Source organism: Caulobacter sp. ALps2 (genome assembly GCF_058681635.1).
In genome coordinates this window covers 1,384,990-1,405,465 of the sequence record NZ_CM178743.1, presented here as the reverse complement: position 1 = coordinate 1,405,465, position 20,476 = coordinate 1,384,990, and the positions used below count along the sequence as shown (strand labels likewise).

Here is a 20,476-nt window from a genome sequence, read left to right as displayed (position 1 = left end):
GCGGTCCTCTCTCTTATTCCGCCGCGATCAGCGCGGGCGCGCCGACCTTGGCCTGCAGGTAGCGGTGGATGGCGTCGGCGGCGTCGCGGCCGTCCTTGATCGCCCAGACGACGAGCGAAGCGCCGCGCACGATGTCGCCGGCGGCGAACACGCCGTCGAGATTGGTCATCTGGTTGCGGACGTCGGCCTTTACGGTGCCCCAGCGGGTGACCTTCAGGTCCGGCGCCGACCAGTCCCGCGGCAGGTTCTCGGGCTCGAAGCCCAGGGCCTTGACCACCAGCTGGGCCGGACGGTCGAAGTCGCCGCCGGGGATTTCCTCGGGGCTCTGGCGGCCCGAGGCGTCCGGGGCGCCCAGGCGCATGCGGATGGCGCGCACGCCCGAGACGGCCTCGGCCTCGCCCGACAGGGCGCGCGGGGCGGCCAGCCATTCGAAGGTCACGCCTTCTTCCTCGGCGTTCGACACTTCGCGCATCGAGCCCGGCATGTTGGCCTTGTCGCGGCGATAGAGGCAGGTGACCGAGTTGGCGCCCTGACGGACGGCGGTGCGGACGCAGTCCATGGCGGTGTCGCCGCCGCCGACCACAACCACGTCCTTGCCCTCGGCGTTCAGCTCGCCGGACTCGATTTCCGGCACGGTGTCGCCGAGATCCTGGCGGTTGGAGGCGATCAGATAGTTCAGCGCGGGCACGACGCCCTTGCTGCCACCGCCCGGCACGGCCAGGTCGCGCGCGGCATAGACGCCGACGGCGATCAGCACCGCGTCGTGCTTGGCGCGGAGGTCTTCCAGGGTCGCGTCCTTGCCGACTTCGAACCCGAGCTTGAACGCAACGCCGCCGTCGGCTAGGCGCTTGGTGCGACGCTCGACGACGTCCTTTTCCAGCTTGAAGCCAGGGATGCCGTAAATCAGCAGACCGCCGGCGCGGTCGTGGCGGTCATAGACGGTGACGTCGTAGCCGGCTTCGCGCAGCTTCTCGGCGGCGGCCAGGCCGGCGGGCCCGGCGCCGACCACGCCGACCGACTGGCCGAGGGCGGCGCCGGCGACCAGCGGCTTCACCCAGCCCATCTCCCAGGCCTTGTCAGTGAGGTAGCGTTCGACCGAACCGATCGTCACGGTGCCGTGACCCGACTGCTCTATGACGCAGTTGCCTTCGCACAGGCGATCCTGGGGGCAGATCCTGCCGCAGACCTCCGGCATGGAATTGGTCGCCTGCGACAGGGCGTAGGCTTCTTCCAGGCGGCCCTCGGCCGTCATTCGCAGCCAGTCGGGGATGTTGTTGTGCAGCGGGCAGTGGGTCTGGCAGAACGGCACGCCGCACTGCGAACAACGCGAGGCCTGCTCGGTGGCCTTGGCGTCGATGAAGTCGGCGTAGATCTCGTGGAAGTCGCCCGAACGCTCGGCGGCCGCACGCTTTTCAGGCGTCTTGCGTGCCACCGTCGTGAATTTCAGCATGCGTTCGGCCATGCGACTTCCCCCGTATCTCTGGAAGGAGAAAAATTGCTCAGGCGGGCCTATTACGGACTCTTTCGGGCAAGAAGAATGTGTTGGTCAAAATAGTAGACTTATATATCCCTGTTCCGGGCGTGGTCATTGAGATCGACTCGCAAGAGGGCGCCGATATAGTCTACTTTGTGGATTTACGACCTATTTACCGTGTCAGGCGCAGGCCAGGAGCGGGTTTGGAGCGGAAAAATGCCTGACTGGTTGAGCGCCATCATTCTGGGTCTGGTCGAGGGGCTGACGGAGTTCATTCCCGTCTCCTCCACCGGCCATCTGCTGCTAGCCAAGGAGGCCATGGGGCTGAAGGATCCCTCCTGGGACACCTTCATCGTGCTGATCCAGCTGGGGGCGATCCTGGCGGTGGTGGCCCTCTATTTCCAGAAGCTGTGGGGCGTGCTGATCGGCCTGCCGACCAAGCCCGAGGCGCGCCGCTTCGCGCTCAGCGTGATCGTCGCGGTGATCCCGGCCTTCGTCGCCGGCCTGTTCCTGCACGACGTGATCAAGACGTTCCTGTTCGAGAGCCCGCTGATCATCTGCTGGTCGCTGCTGATCGGCGGGGTGATCCTGTTGTTCATCGACAAGAAGGCCCCGCCGGCCGTCGATCACGACGCCATGAGCCTGCCGCTGCACAAGGTGCTGATCGTCGGCCTGTTCCAGTGCCTGTCGTTGATCCCGGGCGTCTCGCGCTCGGGCTCGACCATCGTCGGCTCCATGCTGTTCGGCATCGAGCGCCGGGCGGCGGCCGAGTTCAGCTTCTTCATGGCCATCCCGATCATGGTCGGGGCCTTCGTGCTGGACGTCTACAAGAACCGCGACGCCCTGGACGCCGGCCACATCGGCATCGTGGGCGTCGGTTTCGTGGTGTCGTTCCTGTCGGGCCTGGTGGTCGTGAAGTACATGCTCGACTTCATCGGCAAGCGCGGCTTCGCGCCGTTCGCCTGGTGGCGGATTGTGGTGGGGATTGGCGGCTTGGCGGTGCTGTACTCGCATCACTGAGCCGCGCGCTCGCGGACAAAAAAAGGGCGGGCGTCTCGCGGCGCCCGCCCTTTGTCGTTTCGGTTCGGCGTGAAGCCCTAGAACGCGCCCGCCGGGGTCTCGGCGTACTGGCCGCCCTTGCGGTAGCGGTAGAGGTAGGTCGGGACCACGGCCTCGACCGCCGTGCCGATCACGCCGGCCTCGGCCAGGCCCGGCAGGCCGTGTTCGGCGACATTGTCGGTCTTCAGCATCTCGACCTGGTCGGTGGTCAGTGGCGGAGCCCAGGGAATGAGCCCGGCCTGGAGGTCGCCCAGCGAACCGATCAGCGAGGCGAGCGGCCAGGGCAGCGGGGCCAGCGGGCGATTGCGGCCGGTCTCGGTCAGCACCAGCCGCAAGATCTCGCGCATCGTGTAGACGGTCGGGCCGCCCAGTTCGTAGGTCACGCCGACGGCGGCCGGGCTGGCGACGGCCTTGGCGATCACGGCGGCGACGTCGGTCACGAAGACCGGCTGGAAGCGAGTGTCGCCGCCGACCAGCGGCATGATCGGCGACAGGGCCGCGATCTGGGCGAACTTGTTGAAGAACTTGTCGTCGACGCCGAACACCAGCGACGGGCGGACGATGGTCGCGCCCGGGAAGGCGGCGCGGACCGCGGCCTCGCCTTCGCCCTTGGTGCGGAAGTATTTGGACTCGCTGTCGGCGTTGGCGCCCAGGGCGCTCATATGGACCAAATGCTTGACGCCGGCCTTGGCGGCGGCCTGGGCCACGCTCTGGGCGGCCATGACGTGCAGCGACTGGAACTTCTGGCGGCCGCTCTCCCAGAGCACGCCCACCAGGTTCACGCAGCCCTCGGCGCCGTCCAGCGCGCGCGCGATGGAGGCGGGGTTGCGGACGTTAGCCTGGACCACTTCGATCTGGCCGACGTCGCCCAGCATACGCATGCGGTAGGCGAGGTTCGGCTGACGCACGGCCACCCGTACGCGATGGCCCGCCTTGGCGAGCGCCCGCACGACTTGGCCGCCCACGAAACCGGAGCCGCCGAACACCGTGACCAGACCCTGCATCTTCATTCCTCGTCGCATGCGATGACTACACCGCGATAAACGGGGAATTAGACGACTGAGAGCGGCTTCGCAATGAAATCGCGCTTTATCGATTTTTGTCTGTTGACGGCGTCAGAAGCTTTCCCTAAACGTCCCGGCCTCGCGGCGACCTAACCGGTTGCGACAGCGGGCCCAGGTGGCGGAATTGGTAGACGCGCTGGCTTCAGGTGCCAGTGACCGAAAGGTCGTGGAGGTTCGAGTCCTCTCCTGGGCACCACCCCTTAACTGAGCTTCTTTCGAGAAGCGGGGGTGGCGCCAAATTTCCCAACGGCCAAATCGTCAGACCGTCAAATAGCCTGGCGGCCAAATTGCCCGACGGATAGATATCCCGTTCATCGTGAGTATAAGTGTCACGCGCTTTCATCGGGCGCGTGGTTCGTCGCGTTCGCGCGGACGCGCCCGACTCTTCGCCGGAGATTTCTGAAACTTGGCCAATTTTGTTCACGAGGGCGACCTGCCCGAGGGCGTGTTCGCCGGGGCGAGCATCATCGCCATCGATTCCGAGACCATGGGCCTGCGCCTGGGTCGTGACCCGCTGTGCGTGGTCCAGTTGTCGTCGGGCGACGGCGACGCCCACGTGGTGCGCCTGAATCGCGCGACCTACGACTGCCCGAACCTGAAGGCGCTGCTGACCGATCCGGCCGTTTTGAAGCTTTTTCACTTCGGCCGCTTTGATATCGCCATGTTCGAACTCCATCTGGGAGTCGTGACCGCGCCCGTCTACTGCACCAAGATCGCCTCGAAGCTGGCCCGGACCTATACGGACCGCCATGGCCTGAAGGACGTGACGCGCGAGCTTCTGGGCGTGGAGCTGTCCAAGGTCCAGCAGTCGTCGGACTGGGGCGCGCCTTCGCTGAGCGGCGACCAGGTCGCCTACGCCGCCTCGGACGTGCTGCACCTGCACGCCCTGCGCGACAAGCTGAACATCATGCTGGAACGTGAAGGCCGCATGGCCCACGCCCAGGCCGCCTTCGACTATCTTCCCCACCGCGCCTCGCTGGACCTGGCCGGCTGGGAGGAGATGGACATCTTCGCTCACGCATAAGCTCATGCACTCCGCCGCGGTCATTTCCGGACGAACGATGAGCGCCGACCTCGCGCGCTGGCGCCGTCGTTCGCGCCGCGTGCTGGCCGCGCGCATCATTCTGCCGATCGCGATCGCGGGATTGATCCTGATCGTGGCTTCGCAGGTCGGCTGGCGCACCTACATGGCCGCCACCCATCCGCCGACCGAGGCCAAGACCGAAATCCGCCTGATCACGCCACGGTTCTACGGCCAGTCGACCGAGGGCCGCAGCTTCATGATCACGGCGCGCTCGGCGATCCGCGACGACAACGACCCGCGCCGCATCATCCTGGATGACCCGGCCCTGACCCTGGATCTCGGCTCGCCGACCCCGACGCGGATGACCGCCAAGCACGGCGTCTACCGCCAAGACGACTTCAGTCTGGCCCTGAAGGACGATGTCCGGATGGACGATGGCGCCGGTTATCGCTTCGCGTCGGAAGGCGCTTTCGTGAATACCCAGACGGGCGACGTGACGGGCGAAACCACGATGAACGGCGAAGGTCCCAGCGGACAGGTGCAATCCAGCGCCTACTCCGTATATGACAAGGGCGATCGCATCGTTTTCCGGGGCGGGGTTCGCGCGCGGTTCGAACGGCAGTAAACAAGATCAATGGCGCAGGTTCGCTCGTGACGCGAACCGCGACGGATGAGGACATGGTTCTGATGAAGCGATGGACGGCCGCGGCGGCGACCGCGTTGATCCTGGCCAGCGGCGCGGCCAGTGCGGCCTACGCCCAGCAAGGCGACTCGAGCGCGCCGATCGACGTGTCCGCTGATCAGCAGGAAACGATCAACAGCAAGTGCATCACGATCTTCCGTGGCAACGTGGAGATCCTGCAGAATCGCTCGCGCCTGCGGGCCCGGCAGGTGACGGTGTACAGCGCCCGCAAGGTCACGGCCGACAACGCCAATGGCTGCGGCAACGCCCAGCGCATGGAAGCCGAAGGCAGCGTCTATCTGGTCAGCGACCAGCAGCAGGCGCGCGGCGACCGCGCCGTCTACACCTTCGACAACAACATCGCCGTGGTCACGGGCGACGTGGTGCTGGTCAAGGGCAAGGACGTGGCGCGCGGCGACAAGCTGACGGTCAACACCAAGACCAACGACGCCAAGCTGGAATCCAACAGCACGGGTCGCGCCGCGCCCAAGCGGGTGCGGGCGGTCTTCTATCAGGACGAGAACAAGAACGCGCCGGCCGCGTCCGATCAGCCCGCCCCGCGCTAGGACCCGTCTTTCATGACCCTGACCTCCAACGACATGGACGGCCTGTTCGTCGATTCCGTGGGCAAGTCGTTTGGCGACCGTCCGGTCGTCAAGAACGTCTCCCTGCGCCTGAAGCGCGGCGAAGTGGCGGGCCTGCTGGGTCCGAACGGCGCCGGCAAGACGACCTGCTTCTACATGGTCACCGGCCTGATCGCCGCCGACTACGGCGCGATCTATCTGGACGGCGAGAACATCACCGCTCAGCCGATGTTCCAGCGGGCGCGCCTGGGGGTGGGCTACCTGCCGCAGGAAGCCTCGATCTTTCGGGGCATGACGGTCGAGCAGAACGTCATGGCCGTGGTCGAGATGCGCCAGAAGGACCCGCGCAAGGCCCGTGAGCAGGTCACCAGCATCCTGGAAGAGCTGCGCATCACCCACATCCGCAAGTCGCCGGCCGTCGCCCTGTCGGGCGGTGAGCGTCGCCGCGTGGAAATCGCCCGCGCCCTGGCGTCCGAACCGTCCTTCATGCTGCTGGACGAACCCTTCGCCGGTATCGACCCGCTGGCCATCGCCGACATCCGCGACGTGATCGGCTACCTCAAGAGCCGCGGCATCGGCATCCTGATCACCGACCACAACGTGCGCGAGACGCTGGACATCATCGACCGCGCCTCGATCATCCACGCTGGCGAGGTGCTGTTCGAAGGCTCGCCGCGCGAGATCGTCGACAACCCGGAAGTTAAGCGTGTCTATCTGGGCGACAGCTTCAGCGAGCCCCGTCTTGGTGATTAAGGGCCTCGGTGATTAATTGGCGCGGGGGTGGGCAAAAACAGCCTGCGTCACCCCTCCGCATGCTGATCAAGTCCTTGTCTTGCCAGGATTAACGCGCCTGGCACGATATTTTCCGGGACGGAACGTCGCACCGGCCCGATATTTGCAAGTCTTCGCGACCCGTTAACCAAACCGGCCTTTCAATGACGCTCGAAGTTCATTCGTCGTCAGGAGGGCGCATTGGCGCTCAGCCACCGCCTCGAGATCCGTCAGGGTCAAGGCCTCGTCATCACCCCGCAGCTGCAGCAGGCGATCAAGCTTCTGCAACTGTCGAACATCGAGCTCGACGCTTTCGTCGAGCAGGAGCTGGAGCGCAATCCGCTTCTGCAGCGCGATGAGGGCGAGTCCGAACCGGCCAAGGAGGTCGAGAGCGAACGCGACGCGAGCCTGACCCAGCTTGACGCCGTTGCCGACGCGACGGCCGGCCGCGAGATGGACACCCCGCACGAAGACGTCTCGCCCGGCGAACGCGCCACGGGCGACGGCGGAGATCCCGACAATGGGGCCGAGCACGCTGGCGGCCAGATCGACTGGTCGCGCGCCGGCGGCGGAGGCTCGTTCGAAGGCGACGAGGGCTATGAGAGCGCCCTGACCGATGTTCCGACCCTGTCGGCCCACCTGCGCGGCCAACTGGTCCAGGCGGCGCTGTCGCCGGCCCGCAACGCCATCGCCGAGATCCTGATCGACGCCGTCGACGAAGGCGGCTACCTGCGCCTGGACGTCATCGAGCTGGCCGCCCGCCTGGGCTGCAAGCTGGAGATGGTCGAGGACGTCCTGACCACGCTGCAGGGCTTCGAGCCCGTCGGCGTCTTCGCCCGCGACGTCCGCGAGTGTCTGGCGCTGCAGCTGAAGGACGTGAACCGCTACGACCCCTGCATGGCCGCGATGCTCGACAATCTCGAGCTGCTGGCCAAGCGCGACCTGGTCGGCTTGCGCCGCATTTGTGGCGTGGACGACGAGGACCTGCGCGAGATGATCGCCGAGATCCGCGCGCTGAACCCGCGTCCGGGCGCCGGCTATCACAGCGAGCCGGCCGAGACCCTGGTGCCCGACGTCATGGTCCGCGAGGGCCTGGGCGGCATGTGGCACGTCGAGTTGAACACCGACACCCTGCCGCGCGTGCTGGTCGACCAGCGCTACCACGCCCGCATTTCCAAGGGCGCGCGCACCGATCAGGAAAAGACTTTCGTCTCGGACTGCATGGCCACGGCCAACTGGCTGGTGAAGAGCCTGGACCAGCGCGCCAAGACCATCCTGAAGGTCTCCAGCGAGATCGTGCGCCAGCAGGACGGCTTCCTGGCCTTCGGCGTCGAGCATCTGCGTCCGCTGAACCTGAAGACCGTCGCCGACGCCATCGGCATGCACGAGAGCACGGTCAGCCGCGTCACCTCGAACAAGTACATCGCCACCCCCCGGGGCGTGTTCGAGCTGAAGTTCTTCTTCACCTCGGCCATCCAGTCGTCGGAAGGCGGCGAGGCCCACTCGGCCGCCAGCGTCCGTCACAAGATCAAGGGCCTGGTCGACGCCGAGAAGACGGAACGCGACGTCCATTCCGATGACGCCATCGTTGAAATTCTCAAGGCCGCCGGGGTCGACATCGCCCGCCGGACCGTGGCCAAGTACCGTGAAGCCATGCGGATCCCGTCGTCGGTCGAGCGCCGTCGTCAGATGAAGGAAGCGGTCTAACGCTCCCGCGCGTTTGATGGCGGTGGGAACGGTTGTGATGCACGAGAAGAGTCTGGCGGACGTGATCGAGAGCTTCGGCGAGGACTCTCGTCCCACGCTCACGGTCGGTCAGATGCTGGAGGCGTTCGAAAGTCGCGCCTTCGGGGCCATGCTGCTGGTCTTTGGTCTGTTGAACACCCTGCCGTTGCCGCCGGGCTCCTCGACGATCCTGTCCCTGCCGATTCTGTTCCTGGCGCCGCAGATCGCCATGGGGGCCGACACGCCCTGGCTGCCGCGCGGCCTGGTCGAGAAACCGCTGAAGCGCGCCGACCTGCGCGGCCTGTTCAAGCGCCTGGGTCCAATCGTCCGCAGCATGGAGCTGGTGACCCGTCCGCGCCTGCGACCGATGTTCGCACCCTTGGGGGAGCGGGCGATCGGCGTGGTCTGTACCTTGCTGGCCCTGGTGCTGGTCCTGCCCATCCCGCTAGGCAATCTGGCGCCCGGCGCGACAGTCGCTGTCCTGGCTCTGGCCTTGCTGCAGCGCGACGGCGTTCTGGCGCTGCTCGGCTACCTGATGGCCCTGGGCAGCGGGGCGCTTCTGTTCGTCAGCGCGCACGTTGTCGTGATGGCCGTGCGCAAGCTCCTGGGCGTCTTTTCCGGCCTCGTCTGACGTCGTCCACAGGCCTCTAAGGCGCCGCTTGACACCCGCCTGCGACAGGCGCGTTGTAGTCATATGCAAGTCCAAGTCTCCGGCAAGCATGTCGACGTTGGTGAGGCTCTGCGAGTGCGAGTCTCCGACGAAATCGCCCTGAGCATTGGGAAATACTTCGATCGAGGTGGTAACGCCGAGGTCGTTGTCAGCAAGGATGGCTACGCCTTCCGTGTCGATTGCTCGGTAAAGCTGGCTTCGGGTCAGCAGCTCATCAGCCATGGTTCTGGAGGCGACGCGCACGCGGCGTTCGACTCGGCCCTGGCCAAGATCGACACGCGCATCAGGCGCTACAAGAGGCGGCTGAAGAGTCACTCGGCGGCGGCCACGGCCAAGCAGGTCGAGAACGCCGCGATGTTCGTGCTCAAGGCGCCGGAAGTCGACGAGGGCGAAGAACATGACTGGGATGTGGAGGCTGACCACCCGACGGGCGCGCCCGCGGCGATGGTCATCGCGGAAACCCAGGCCGCGGTGAAGACGATGACTGTTTCCATGGCTGTCATGGAACTGGACTTGACCGCATACCCGGCAATCGTGTTTAGGAACGCCGCCCACGGCGGGTTGTCCGTGGTCTATCGGCGTCCAGACGGGAATATCGGCTGGATCGACCCCGAACGCACGAAGTCGCTGAACGGGCACGGGTCTACCGCGAGCTAACCAGGTCCTGTCAGGGTCTGGCGCCGTCGCGGCGGATCCGCGGCGACGGCGCCAAGGCAGTCGGCAGCGAGCGAGCGTTGGCATGACAATCGGCGATCTACTGGACCCCGGAGCGGTGGCGCTACGCGCTGGCGCGCCCGGCAAGCGCCAAGCTCTTTCCATGGTCGCCGACGTGGCGGGCCGGGTGCTCGACGTCGGCGCCGACGCGGTCCTCGACGGCCTGATCGAGCGTGAGGCCGCCGGCTCGACGGGTGTGGGCGAGGGCGTGGCTATCCCGCACGCACGTCTGGACGGTCTGGACCGCGTCCGCGCGGTCGTGGTGCGCCTGGACACCCCGGTGGCCTTCGACGCCCTCGACGACAAGCCCGTGGACCTTCTGGTGGCTTTGTTCGCCCCCCGCGAGGCCAACGCCCAGCATCTGCGCGCCCTGGCCCGTGTCGCCCGTATGATGCGTCAGCCCGAAATGCGGTCGGCCCTGCGCCAGGCCCGCTCGGCCGACGCCATCCACGTGCTGCTGACGCACGAAGCGACCAGCACGGCGGCGTAAGACCAGAGGGCTCCTTCGAGAGCCCTCTTCCTTTTACCGATTAGTGGACCGACACCGGCGCCAGTTCGTGGGCGAGGGCGGCGGCGATGGCCGTGTCGCGGTCGATCATGACCGCCAGGCGAGCGCCGTCGGCGCGGCAGACCGCGTACAGGGTCTGGTCGGGGGCCAGGTTGAAGTCCTCCACGCCTTCCGGCACGTCGGCGAGGATCTCGGCCGCCTTGATCGGCCGGACATAGACGAGGTCGGGCGCGCCAAGGGCCGCGAACGCTTCGCTCGTGAAGAGCGGGCTGTTGTAGTGCGTGTTGGGCGTCATGATGACCACCTCCTTGAATTAGGGAACGCGCCTTTATCCAGCCGGTTCAGAACCTCGGCGTGAGGGGCGAGCTCCGCGCGGCCTAAGCCCGCGCCGCGAATGGGCCAAGCGGGCGTTTAGCCGACGCTACGAATGGGCCAAGCTGGCGTTTAGCCGGCGCTACGAATGGGAATGCGCTTGATCAGGCGCTCGGGTTCGGGGCGGGCCAGGTCGATATGCAGCAGGCCGTGTTCCAGGGTCGCCGCGGTCACTTCCATGCCCTCCGCGAGGATGAAGGTGCGCACGAAGCCCCGGGCGGCGATCCCCCGGTGCAGAAAGGCCCGCTCGGCCTCCGACCGGGCGTCGGCGTTGTCGCGTTTGCCGGCGACGACCAATTGGCCGCCCTCGACCGTCACCTGCAGCTGGTCAGGGGAGAAACCCGCGACCGCGAGGGTGATGCGCACGCCGCCGTTGTCGGCCTGCTCGACATTGTAGGGCGGATAGCTTTCCGAGGCGGCCTTGGCGGCGCGCTCGATCAGGTCTCGGGTGTGTTCGAAGCCCAGCAAAAAGGGGCTGTCGAACATGATGGTCCGGTTCATCGCGAAGTCCTCGCTCAAGCGACTTCGTTCGCGGAGAAAGGCCCGAGGACCGGCGCCGATCCCCACGACACGGATCCAGATGTGGAGGCCGTGGATGGAGGGTTCAAGAGGATGGGGGAAGTTGGGTCCAGAAATGGACAAGGCCCGGACGTTTCCGTCCGGGCCTTGATGGTGGAGCTAAGCGGAGTCGAACCGCTGACCTCTTGAATGCCATTCAAGCGCTCTACCAGCTGAGCTATAGCCCCAAATTTTCCTGGACCACCTTGCGGTAACTCTCGGAAATCCTTGGTCTCTTCGGCGTTTCGACTTGCGTCGCCCTCCGAAGAGGCGCGGAAACTAGTCCGGGATTTTTTTAGGATCAAGCCTCTTCTCGAACTTTTTTCGAGAAAAATGTCGCACCCCTGAAAACCCCTGTGGATAGGCGGTTTCGAACGTCCGAAACCGCCTATCCGCCAGAGCGACCAACCCAATGGATTAGTCGTCGTCGCCCTCGCCGGGCAGACCTTCGATCTCGTCGTCGAGATTGTCGTCGTCGTCCTCGTCCTCCAGGAACGGAACGTCGTCGGCCTCGTCCTCGGCGAGATCCTCTTCCTCGGCGAAGTCGACGCCCAGGTCGTCACCGCCCGCGGGCGCGGCGCCCGGTTCGGCGTCCTCGTCGTCGGTTTCGATGACGTCCGGTTCGACCTTGTCGATTTCCGGCGTTTCATCGACTTCGTCCTCGAAGCCGTCCTCGTCCTTAGGCGCGGGAGCGGGCTTCTCGTCCTCGGCGTCATAGTCCGGGGTGATCGAGCGGGCGCGGACGCGGCGCGATTTCAGGGCCTCTTCCGGGTCGAACTGCTCGCCGCATTTGGGGCAAACGGCCGGACGGCGGTTGAGGTCATAGAATTTCGACTGGCAGTTGGGGCAGATTTGTTTTGCGCCCAGGTCGGGATTGGCCAATTGGCGACCCTTTGATCCGGATGGGAAAAGCGGCCGGTCACTTGCCATGACGAGAGGCCGCTGTCAAAAGCAAACCCCTTCGCGAAAACCACCAAGTACCAAGGAGCCGGTTTCGGCATGTCGTCGGCTGGATTGAAGAGCGCACCCGCAGGCGCTCTGCGAGGGATCGTGCGGGCCCCGGGCGACAAGTCCATTTCCCATAGATCGATGATCCTGGGCGCGCTGGCGTCCGGCACGACGACGGTCGACGGGCTGCTGGAAGGCGACGATGTTCTCGCCACCGCGCGGGCCATGCGGGCCTTCGGCGCGCGGATCGAGCAGGAAGGCGTCGGTCGTTGGCGCATCGAGGGCAATGGCGGCTTTTCCGAGCCGTCGGACGTCATCGACTGCGGCAACGCCGGCACCGGCGTGCGGCTGATCATGGGCGCGGCGGCGGGTTTCGCGATGTGCGCCACCTTCACCGGCGACGCCTCGCTACGTGGCCGCCCGATGAGCCGGGTGCTGGATCCGCTGGCCCGCATGGGCGCGACCTGGCTGGGCCGCGACAAGGGCCGCCTGCCCCTGACCCTGAAGGGTGGAAACCTGCGGGGCCTGAACTACACCCTGCCGATGGCGTCGGCCCAGGTGAAGTCGGCCGTGCTGCTGGCCGGTCTGCACGCCGAGGGCGGCGTCGAGGTCATCGAGCCGGAAGCCACCCGCGACCACACCGAGCGCATGCTGCGCGCCTTCGGGGCCGAGGTGATCGTCGAGGACCGCAAGGCCGGCGACAAGACCTTCCGCCATATCCGCCTGCCCGAGGGCCAGAAGCTGACCGGCACGCACGTGGCGGCGCCGGGCGACCCGTCGTCGGCGGCCTTCCCGCTGGTGGCCGGCCTGATCGTCCCGGGCTCGGAAGTGACCGTCGAGGGCGTGATGCTCAACGACCTGCGCACCGGCCTCTTCACCACGCTGAGGGAAATGGGCGCGGATCTCGTGATTTCCAACCAGCGCGTGGCGAGCGGCGAGGATGTCGGCGACATCACCGCCCGTTATTCCAAGCTCAAGGGCGTGGTCGTCCCCTCCGAGCGCGCGCCGTCGATGATCGACGAATATCCGATCCTGGCCATCGCCGCCGCCTTCGCCGAGGGCGAGACGGTGATGCGCGGCGTCGGCGAGATGCGCGTCAAGGAAAGCGACCGCATCGCTCTGACGGCGGCGGGGCTGGAAGCCTGCGGCGTGGACGTCGAGGAAGAGCCGGAGGGCTTCATCGTCCGCGGGACCGGTCAGCCGCCGCGTGGCGGGGCCACCGTCGAGACCCACGGCGACCACCGGATCGCCATGAGCCACCTGATCTTGGGCATGGCCGCCCAAGAGGGGGTCTCGGTCGACGAGCCGGGCATGATCGCCACCAGCTTCCCGGGCTTCGCGGACCTGATGCGCGGCCTGGGCGCGACCCTGACGGAAGCCTGAGCATGGCCTTCGTGATCGCCGTCGACGGGCCGGCCGCCTCGGGCAAGGGCACCATCGCCGCGCGCCTGGCCGCGGCCTATGGCCTGCCGATGCTGGACACCGGCCTGCTGTACCGCGCCGTCGGCGTGCGGATCCTGGCCGCCGGCGGCGATCTGGACGACCCGGGCTCGGCCGAGGCCTTCGCCCGGGGCCTGGATCTTTCCGAGCTGGAGAAGCCGCAAGTGCGCACCCGCGCCGCCGGCGAGGCCGCCAGCCGCTGCGCCGTGCATCCCGGCGTGCGCTCGGCCCTGTTCGACCTGCAGCGCGCCTTCGCCACCCAAGACTCCGGCGCCGTGATCGACGGCCGCGACATCGGCACGGTCATCGCCCCCGAGGCGCCGGCCAAGCTCTATGTCACCGCCAGCCCCGAGGTTCGCGCCGACCGTCGCTGGAAACAGCTGGTCGGCCAAGGCGAAAGCGTCGCCTTCGAGGAAATCCTGGCCGATATCCGCAAGCGCGACGAGCGCGACGGCGGTCGCAAGGACGCGCCGATGACGCAGGCCGCCGACGCCGTCTTGCTCGATACGTCGGAAATGACTATAGAGCAGGCCTTCGATGCGGCCCGCCGTATCGTCGAGGACGCGCGCGCCCGCTAGAGTTCCGCTCTACAGGGCAAATCCACCGCCGACCTCGCCGCGATAGAGAGAACATCGCGGGATCGCAAAAAACCCATTTCATCCGGAATCCCGAGAACCGCTTTTCTCCAGCGGCGCTCGTCACAGGGCTTCCCCTAACCTCAGAGACCAAAGATCAGCATGGCTGACGATATGAGCTTCAACCCGACGCGCGACGATTTCGAAGCGCTCCTCAATGACTCGATGGGCGGCCGTGACTTCGCGGAAGGCACCGTCGTCAAGGGCCTGGTCGTCGGGATCGAAAAGGACTTCGCCATCATCGACGTCGGTCTGAAGACCGAAGGTCGCGTCCAGCTGAAGGAATTCGGCGTCGACGAAAATGGCAAGGCCACCATCAAGACCGGCGACACCGTCGAAGTCTTCCTGGAACGCCTCGAAAACGCGATGGGCGAAGCGGTCATCAGCCGCGAAAAGGCCAAGCGCGAAGAAGCCTGGACCCGTCTGGAAGGCGTCTACGCCCGCAACGAACCCGTCATGGGCGCCATCGTCGGTCGCGTGAAGGGTGGCTTCACCGTCGACCTGGGCGGCGCCTCGGCCTTCCTGCCGGGCTCGCAAGTCGACATCCGTCCGGTCCGCGACGTCGGCCCGCTGATGGGCAAGGAACAGCCCTTCGCCATCCTGAAGATGGACCGTCCGCGCGGCAACATCGTCGTCTCGCGTCGCGCCATCCTGGAAGAAGCCCGCGCCGAGCAGCGCACCGAACTGGTGTCGCAGCTGCAAGAGGGTGAAATCCGCGAAGGCGTCGTCAAGAACATCACCGACTACGGTGCGTTCGTCGACCTGGGCGGCATCGACGGCCTGCTGCACGTCACCGACATGAGCTGGAAGCGCGTCAACCACCCGAGCCAAGTGCTCGCCGTGGGCGACACCGTGAAGGTCCAGATCGTCAAGATCAACCCGGACACCCAGCGCATCAGCCTCGGCATGAAGCAGCTGCAGTCGGATCCGTGGGATGGCGTTGAAGCCAAGTACCCGGTCGGCGCCAAGTTCACGGGCCGCATCACCAACATCACCGACTACGGCGCCTTCGTGGAGCTGGAAGCCGGCGTCGAAGGCCTGGTGCACGTCTCGGAAATGTCCTGGACCAAGAAGAACGTCCACCCCGGCAAGATCGTCTCGACCTCGCAAGAAGTCGACGTGGTCGTGCTGGACGTCGATCCGTCCAAGCGCCGCGTCTCGCTGGGCCTGAAGCAGGCCCTGGCCAACCCGTGGGAAGCCTTCGTGGAAGCTCACCCGGTCGGCTCGTCGGTCGAAGGCGAAGTCAAGAACGCGACCGAATTCGGTCTGTTCATCGGCCTCGACAACGACATCGACGGCATGGTGCACCTGTCGGACATCGACTGGAGCGTCCCGGGCGAAGAAGCCATGGCGCGCTACAAGAAGGGCGACGTCGTCAAGGCGAAGGTCCTGGATGTCGACATCGAGAAGGAACGCATCTCGCTGGGCATCAAGCAGCTGGCTGGCGACCCGATGTCGGGCGACACCTTCCGCAAGAACCAGACCGTGACCGTCACCGTCACGGAAGTCACCTCGGGCGGCATCGAAGTCCGCTTCGGTGAAGACGACGCCCCGATGACCGCCTTCATCCGCAAGTCGGACCTGTCGCGCGATCGTCAGGAACAGCGCCCCGAGCGCTTCGCCGTGGGCGACCGCATCGACGCTCAGATCACCAACGTGGACAAGGCCGCTCGCCGCGTCTCGCTGTCGATCAAGTCGCTGGAAATGGCCGAAGAGAAGGAAGCCATCGAGCAGTTCGGCTCGTCGGACTCCGGCGCTTCGCTGGGCGACATCCTGGGCGCCGCTCTCCGCGAGCGCGCTTCCAAGGAATAGTCTTCCGCTCCATTGGGGTTGAAGCTGGCGGCGGTGGGAGCGATCCCACCGCCGCTTTTTCTTTCAGGGATCGGGGCGGTGGGAGCGATCCCGCCGCCGTTTTCTTTTGCGTGAAACCCTGTCAGAACTATCTTCAGGTTGAGTTGTCCTGGGGGTGTGGCGTGCGGGTTTGGAAAGCGGCGGCGTTCGCCGCGGTGTCGGTCGTGGCCCTGTCGAGCGCCGCGTGGGCGGCCGACAAGCCCGCCTACGGCCCGCCGGCCAAGTGGGTGCGGGTGGCCGAGATCCCCGCCCCGCCGGCCGACGATCAGGCGCCCTCGACCCAGATCCTGCTGGATGACAACCAGTCCCAGCACGACAACACCGGCTCGGCCTTTTACAACCGCCGCGTGGTCAAGGTGCTGAAGCCCGAGGCGCTGCAAGGCGGTGTGCGCTCGGTTACCTGGGACCCGGCCCGCGAGACCGTCACGCTGCACAGCCTGGCCATCGTCCGCGATGGCCAGCGCATCGATCTGCTGAAGAAGGGCGAGGACGTTCTCGTCCTGCGCCGCGAGAAGAACCTCGAGCGCGCCATGCTGGACGGGCGGATGACCGCCTCGATCCAGATCAAGGACCTGCAGGTCGGCGACGTTGTCGACTGGGCCTACACCTCGGAGCACCGCGACGCCCTGGTCGGCGGGCGCACCACCGATTTCGAGCGGATGGGCTGGATGGGCGTCGCCGGCCGCTATCGGGTCCGCATGCTGTGGGCCGACGGCACGCCCCTGATCTGGAAGGCCTCGACGGCGTTCCCCGCGCCCAAGATCGCCAAGTCCGGCAAGACCAATGAACTGCTGGTCGACCTGACCGACGCCAAGGCCCCCAAGCCGCCGGTCGGCGCGCCGGCCCGCTTCCAGCGGCTGGGCATGCTGGAGGCCACGACCTATTCGGGCTGGGAAGACATCTCCCGCCGGATGGCGCCGCTGTACGCCAAGGCTTCGGAACTGCCGGCCAACTCGCCGCTGCGGGCCGAGATCGCGACGATCAGCGCCGCCAGCAACGATCCCAAGGTACGGGCCTTCAAGGCCTTGCAGCTGGTCGAGGACAAGACCCGCTATCTGTTCCTGGGGATGAACGACGGCGGCTACAAACCCGCGCCGGTCGAGGAGACCTGGGCGCGGCGCTTCGGCGACTGCAAGGGCAAGACCGTGCTGCTGCTGGCCATCCTGCGCGAGCTGGGCGTCGAGGCTGAGCCGGTGTTGGTCCAGATCGCCGGCGGTGACGGCCTGGACGAGCGCATGCCGTCGGCGTCCCTGTTCAATCACGTGCTGGTCCGCGCCCGCATCGACGGCAAGAGCTATTGGCTGGACGGAACGCGCTCGGGCGATCTGGGCGACATCGACGGCCTGCGCCCGCCGCCGTTCCGCTGGGGTCTGCCGCTGCGCGCGGGCGGCGCCACGATCGAAGAGATCGTCCAGACCCCGCTAGCCAGGCCCGACACCGAGGGGCTGATCCGCATCGACGCCTCGGGCGGTCTGGACAAGCCCGCGCCGACCACCATGACCATGATCTTCCGGGGCGACATGGGCCTGGGCATGGCGCGGGCTCTGCGTACGGCGCCGCGCGCCGACGTCGAGCGCGGGCTCAAGCAGCAGTTCTCGTCCAGCAATAGCTGGCTGACGATCGAGAAGATCGACTTCGACGTGTCGCCCGACGGCGTCGGCAAGGTGACCATCACCGGCTCGGCGGAGATGGACTGGCGGATGAACGACGATGTCGGCCTGCGGGAGTACAAGTTCCCCGGCTCGGGATCGAACAGGGTCACCAGCTTTCCGCGCCGAGAGCCGGGTCCCAACGCCGACGCGCCCTACGCGACGCCCTTCCCGACCTACATGTCGACGGCGGTCGAGATCGTGCTGCCCAACAAGGGCGCGGGGTTCACGGTCAAGGGCCCCAATTCGTCCGGGCGCGTGGCCAACAGCGAGATGACCCGCGGCTCGGAACTGCGCGATGGGGTGGCCCGCTTCACCCAGTCCAGCCGCACCGTCGCCCGCGAGCTGCCGTTCGCCGCCGCCGAGGAGGCCAATAAGACGCTCCGGAATATGGCCGCCCAGGCCGAGATCGTCCGCGCGCCGAAGGGTTCATAAGGTTGGGCATTAACCGAACCTCGTTCGAGAATCACACGCAACCCCTTGAAGACTCAGCCGTCGTTGGGCAAAGGTCCGCTCGCGCCTTTCTCCTCCAAGGGCGTTCCGGGGATATCGATGATCAAGTCTGAACTCATCGCCAGGCTCGCGAATGAAAATCCGCACCTGACGCAGAAAGACGTCGAACGCGTCGTCGGCGTGATCCTGGAGCGTATGATCGGCGCGTTGGAAGACGGCGGCCGTGTGGAGTTGCGTGGTTTCGGGGCCCTGTCGGTCCGCTCGCGTCCAGCCCGCACCGGCCGTAACCCCCGCACCGGCGAAGCCGTCGAGGTCCGCGCCAAGCACGTGCCGTTCTTCAAGAGCGGCAAGGAACTGCGCGCCCGCCTGAACGCTGACGGCGACGAATAATAACGATTGTATCTAGAGCGTGGCAGCCGAAAGTGTGAGCGGTTTCGGCGTCTGCCACGCTCCAGGCTAAGACACGGAGCCTGTTTATCCGTTTCTGATGTCTCCATCAGAAACGGACAGGCTCCGGGGTTGACCCTGGGTAGCGAACGCCTCCAGCCTTCGCGCCTTGTTTTTAAGGCAGCGAGGGATCTGTCATGAGCGTGGTCAAGGAATTTCGCGAGTTCATCGCGCGCGGCAACGTCATCGACCTGGCCGTCGGCGTGATCATCGGCGCGGCGTTCAACGGCATCGTCAAAAGCCTGGTCGACCAGGTGATCATGCCGCCGATCGGCCTGCTGACCGGCGGCCTCGACTTCTCGAAGCTGGAATGGGTGCTGCGTCCCGAGGATCCGGCGACCGAGGCGGTCGAAAAGGTCGCCATCATGTACGGCGCCTTCATCAACACCGTGATCCAGTTCTTCATCGTCGCGATGGTCGTGTTCCTGCTGGTCAAGCTGGTCAACGAGATCCGCCGCGAGGACGCCGAGGACCCCGCGCCGTCGGCCCCGCCCGCGCCGACCCCGGAAGAGAAGCTGCTGACCGAGATCCGCGATCTGCTGGCCAAGACGTAGGGGCTAGCCCCCTCTCCGTTTCCCCGGCTTTCGCCGGGAAATCGGGGGTGGGGTCAGCTCAGCGCCAGCATGGCCTCCCGCGCGGCCGCCTGGCCTGTCAGCCAGGCGCCGTGGGCCGTGGAGAAGAAGTTCGGGCTGCAGGCCTCGCCGGCGAAGAACAGGCGCTGATCCACGGGCGCGGTCAGCACGGCTCGCGCCCCGGCATGGCCCGGCAGGGCGTGGGAATAGGAGCCGCCGGCGAACGGGTCGGCGGCCCAGTGCGTCTCGGCCAGCACATGCACCTTCGAACGGATGTCGGCGCCATAGACGCCGACCAGTCCGTCGATCGCGAAGGTCGCCGCCGCGCCCGGCCCTTGGCCCTCCAGCGCGCGGGCATGGGCCCCGCCCAGGAACACCTCGATCATCGGCTTGTGCAGCGGCCGTAGGTGATAGGCCCCGGTCGCCGTGACGTGGGGATCCGAATAGAGCTGGGTTTCGGCCGCGAACATTTCCGGTTCGTCCAGCGTCAGGAACACCTTGTCGGCTAGGCCCAGCGGCAGGCCGGCGGCGGCGTCCAGCTTGTCGGGCAGGGCCGGCATGAAACGCAGGCCGCCCAGGGCAAGGATCGGGGTCGGCACGCACACGATCACCGCCCGCGCCGAAAGGGCCCCCAGGGCCGTCTCGAGCTCCACACGGGGCCCATCGTGGCGGATCATCGTGACCGGGCAGGACAGCCGGGTCGGCAGCTTGCCGCCGAGGCCGGCGATGGCCGTCCCATAACCCTCGGCGACCCGCCAGTTGACCTCGGTGTCCTTATAGGCGGCGTAGTCGTGCAGCGAGACCTGGTCGAACTCGGCCCCGTTGTAGAAGGCGCTGAAGGCATTCAGCAGCGGGTTCCAGGGGCCGCCCGGATCCATCAGGTCCGAGGCCGGGCGGTCTGGCCCGCCATCCCGCGCCGCCGCCTCGATACGCGCGTCGAGCGCCTGGAAGGCCTCGCCGAACGCCACGCGTTCCTTAGCGCTGAAGACCGGATTGTCGGCGACATTGGCCCACGGCGGCGGGGTCTTGTCGATGGTCAGGCCCAGGGCCTCGACCTTGGCCACGAGCGGGTTCTGGTCGGCCGAGTGCAGCCACTCGCAACCGAGGTCGATGGGGCCGAGGGGGGACGGGATCGTATGGGCCCGGCCGCCAAGGCGGTCGCGGGCCTCCAAGAGGACGCCGGTCAGGCCGCTGGCGGCCACGGCTTCAGCGGCGGCCAGGCCAGCGGCGCCGGCGCCCACGATCGCGATGTCGACCTCGTCCATGAGACCTCATC

At 66.6% G+C, this 20,476-nt stretch carries 21 protein-coding genes and 2 tRNA genes; 16 read left to right on the top strand and 7 right to left on the bottom strand.

Annotated elements, in window-relative coordinates; genetic code table 11:
• Positions 1–13 precede the first annotated feature (13 nt).
• The gene (locus ACW173_RS06585; RefSeq protein WP_492084055.1) at positions 14–1,462 is read right to left on the bottom strand and encodes an NAD(P)-dependent oxidoreductase; all 1,449 of its coding nucleotides are present in this window, start codon (positions 1,460–1,462) and stop codon (positions 14–16) included.
• A gap of 228 nt (positions 1,463–1,690) precedes the next feature.
• Here ACW173_RS06585 and ACW173_RS06580 point away from each other — a divergent pair, with 228 nt between their 5' ends.
• A complete protein-coding gene (locus tag ACW173_RS06580; RefSeq protein WP_492084054.1) occupies positions 1,691–2,494 on the top strand; it encodes an undecaprenyl-diphosphate phosphatase in 804 nt (267 codons plus the stop codon).
• Positions 2,495–2,571: 77 nt separating this feature from the next.
• Here ACW173_RS06580 and ACW173_RS06575 read toward each other — a convergent pair whose 3' ends face one another.
• The gene (locus ACW173_RS06575) at positions 2,572–3,537 is read right to left on the bottom strand and encodes a complex I NDUFA9 subunit family protein (RefSeq protein WP_492085934.1); all 966 of its coding nucleotides are present in this window, start codon (positions 3,535–3,537) and stop codon (positions 2,572–2,574) included.
• A 169-nt stretch (positions 3,538–3,706) separates the two neighbouring features.
• On the opposite strand from ACW173_RS06575, the gene ACW173_RS06570 reads away from it, so the two are divergent.
• From ACW173_RS06570 to ptsN, 9 genes are all read left to right on the top strand, one after another.
• A tRNA-Leu gene (locus ACW173_RS06570) sits at positions 3,707–3,793 on the top strand.
• A 210-nt stretch (positions 3,794–4,003) separates the two neighbouring features.
• Positions 4,004–4,621 (top strand): ribonuclease D, encoded by a 618-nt coding sequence (locus tag ACW173_RS06565; RefSeq protein ID WP_492084053.1) that lies wholly within the window; start codon positions 4,004–4,006, stop codon positions 4,619–4,621.
• Between the two features lie 37 nt (positions 4,622–4,658).
• Positions 4,659–5,246, top strand: a complete 588-nt coding sequence (gene lptC, locus ACW173_RS06560; RefSeq protein ID WP_492084052.1) for an LPS export ABC transporter periplasmic protein LptC — start codon at positions 4,659–4,661, stop codon at positions 5,244–5,246.
• 62 nt (positions 5,247–5,308) lie between these two features.
• Entirely contained in the window at positions 5,309–5,869 is a 561-nt protein-coding gene (locus ACW173_RS06555) for an LptA/OstA family protein (protein ID WP_492084051.1), read from the top strand.
• 12 nt (positions 5,870–5,881) lie between these two features.
• The gene (gene lptB / locus ACW173_RS06550; protein ID WP_492084050.1) at positions 5,882–6,640 is read left to right on the top strand and encodes an LPS export ABC transporter ATP-binding protein; all 759 of its coding nucleotides are present in this window, start codon (positions 5,882–5,884) and stop codon (positions 6,638–6,640) included.
• 219 nt (positions 6,641–6,859) lie between these two features.
• The gene (gene rpoN / locus ACW173_RS06545) at positions 6,860–8,365 is read left to right on the top strand and encodes an RNA polymerase factor sigma-54 (RefSeq protein ID WP_492084049.1); all 1,506 of its coding nucleotides are present in this window, start codon (positions 6,860–6,862) and stop codon (positions 8,363–8,365) included.
• A gap of 34 nt (positions 8,366–8,399) precedes the next feature.
• Positions 8,400–9,014 (top strand): exopolysaccharide biosynthesis protein, encoded by a 615-nt coding sequence (locus tag ACW173_RS06540; RefSeq protein ID WP_492085932.1) that lies wholly within the window; start codon positions 8,400–8,402, stop codon positions 9,012–9,014.
• 63 nt (positions 9,015–9,077) lie between these two features.
• A complete protein-coding gene (gene hpf, locus ACW173_RS06535; protein WP_291876778.1) occupies positions 9,078–9,710 on the top strand; it encodes a ribosome hibernation-promoting factor, HPF/YfiA family in 633 nt (210 codons plus the stop codon).
• An 82-nt stretch (positions 9,711–9,792) separates the two neighbouring features.
• Positions 9,793–10,257 (top strand): PTS IIA-like nitrogen regulatory protein PtsN, encoded by a 465-nt coding sequence (ptsN, locus tag ACW173_RS06530; protein ID WP_492084048.1) that lies wholly within the window; start codon positions 9,793–9,795, stop codon positions 10,255–10,257.
• 40 nt (positions 10,258–10,297) lie between these two features.
• Here ptsN and ACW173_RS06525 read toward each other — a convergent pair whose 3' ends face one another.
• The 4 genes from ACW173_RS06525 to ACW173_RS06510 form a co-directional block, all read right to left on the bottom strand.
• Positions 10,298–10,570 carry a DUF1150 family protein gene (locus ACW173_RS06525; protein WP_492084047.1) on the bottom strand — a complete coding sequence of 91 codons (273 nt, stop codon included), beginning with the start codon at positions 10,568–10,570 and terminating at the stop codon, positions 10,298–10,300.
• Between the two features lie 149 nt (positions 10,571–10,719).
• Complete coding sequence (locus ACW173_RS06520) at positions 10,720–11,148, bottom strand: Hsp20 family protein (protein WP_492084046.1); 429 nt, start codon at positions 11,146–11,148, stop codon at positions 10,720–10,722.
• 169 nt (positions 11,149–11,317) lie between these two features.
• Positions 11,318–11,393, bottom strand: a tRNA-Ala gene (locus ACW173_RS06515).
• A gap of 229 nt (positions 11,394–11,622) precedes the next feature.
• Positions 11,623–12,087 carry a TIGR02300 family protein gene (locus tag ACW173_RS06510; protein ID WP_492084045.1) on the bottom strand — a complete coding sequence of 155 codons (465 nt, stop codon included), beginning with the start codon at positions 12,085–12,087 and terminating at the stop codon, positions 11,623–11,625.
• 117 nt (positions 12,088–12,204) lie between these two features.
• On the opposite strand from ACW173_RS06510, the gene aroA reads away from it, so the two are divergent.
• From aroA to mscL, 6 genes are all read left to right on the top strand, one after another.
• A complete protein-coding gene (aroA, locus tag ACW173_RS06505) occupies positions 12,205–13,536 on the top strand; it encodes a 3-phosphoshikimate 1-carboxyvinyltransferase (RefSeq protein ID WP_492084044.1) in 1,332 nt (443 codons plus the stop codon).
• Between the two features lie 2 nt (positions 13,537–13,538).
• Entirely contained in the window at positions 13,539–14,171 is a 633-nt protein-coding gene (gene cmk / locus ACW173_RS06500) for a (d)CMP kinase (RefSeq protein WP_492084043.1), read from the top strand.
• Between the two features lie 159 nt (positions 14,172–14,330).
• Positions 14,331–16,040, top strand: coding sequence for a 30S ribosomal protein S1 (gene rpsA, locus ACW173_RS06495; RefSeq protein WP_492084042.1), 1,710 nt, complete (start codon positions 14,331–14,333; stop codon positions 16,038–16,040).
• A gap of 161 nt (positions 16,041–16,201) precedes the next feature.
• Positions 16,202–18,163 (top strand): DUF3857 domain-containing protein, encoded by a 1,962-nt coding sequence (locus tag ACW173_RS06490; protein ID WP_492084041.1) that lies wholly within the window; start codon positions 16,202–16,204, stop codon positions 18,161–18,163.
• Positions 18,164–18,280: 117 nt separating this feature from the next.
• Entirely contained in the window at positions 18,281–18,571 is a 291-nt protein-coding gene (locus ACW173_RS06485; protein ID WP_004617135.1) for an integration host factor subunit beta, read from the top strand.
• A 194-nt stretch (positions 18,572–18,765) separates the two neighbouring features.
• Positions 18,766–19,182 (top strand): large-conductance mechanosensitive channel protein MscL, encoded by a 417-nt coding sequence (mscL, locus tag ACW173_RS06480; protein WP_492084040.1) that lies wholly within the window; start codon positions 18,766–18,768, stop codon positions 19,180–19,182.
• Between the two features lie 53 nt (positions 19,183–19,235).
• On the opposite strand, the gene ACW173_RS06475 is transcribed toward mscL, so the two are convergent.
• On the bottom strand, positions 19,236–20,465 hold the full coding sequence (locus ACW173_RS06475; RefSeq protein ID WP_492084039.1) for a flavin monoamine oxidase family protein: 1,230 nt from the start codon (positions 20,463–20,465) through the stop codon (positions 19,236–19,238).
• Positions 20,466–20,476: the final 11 nt, after the last annotated feature.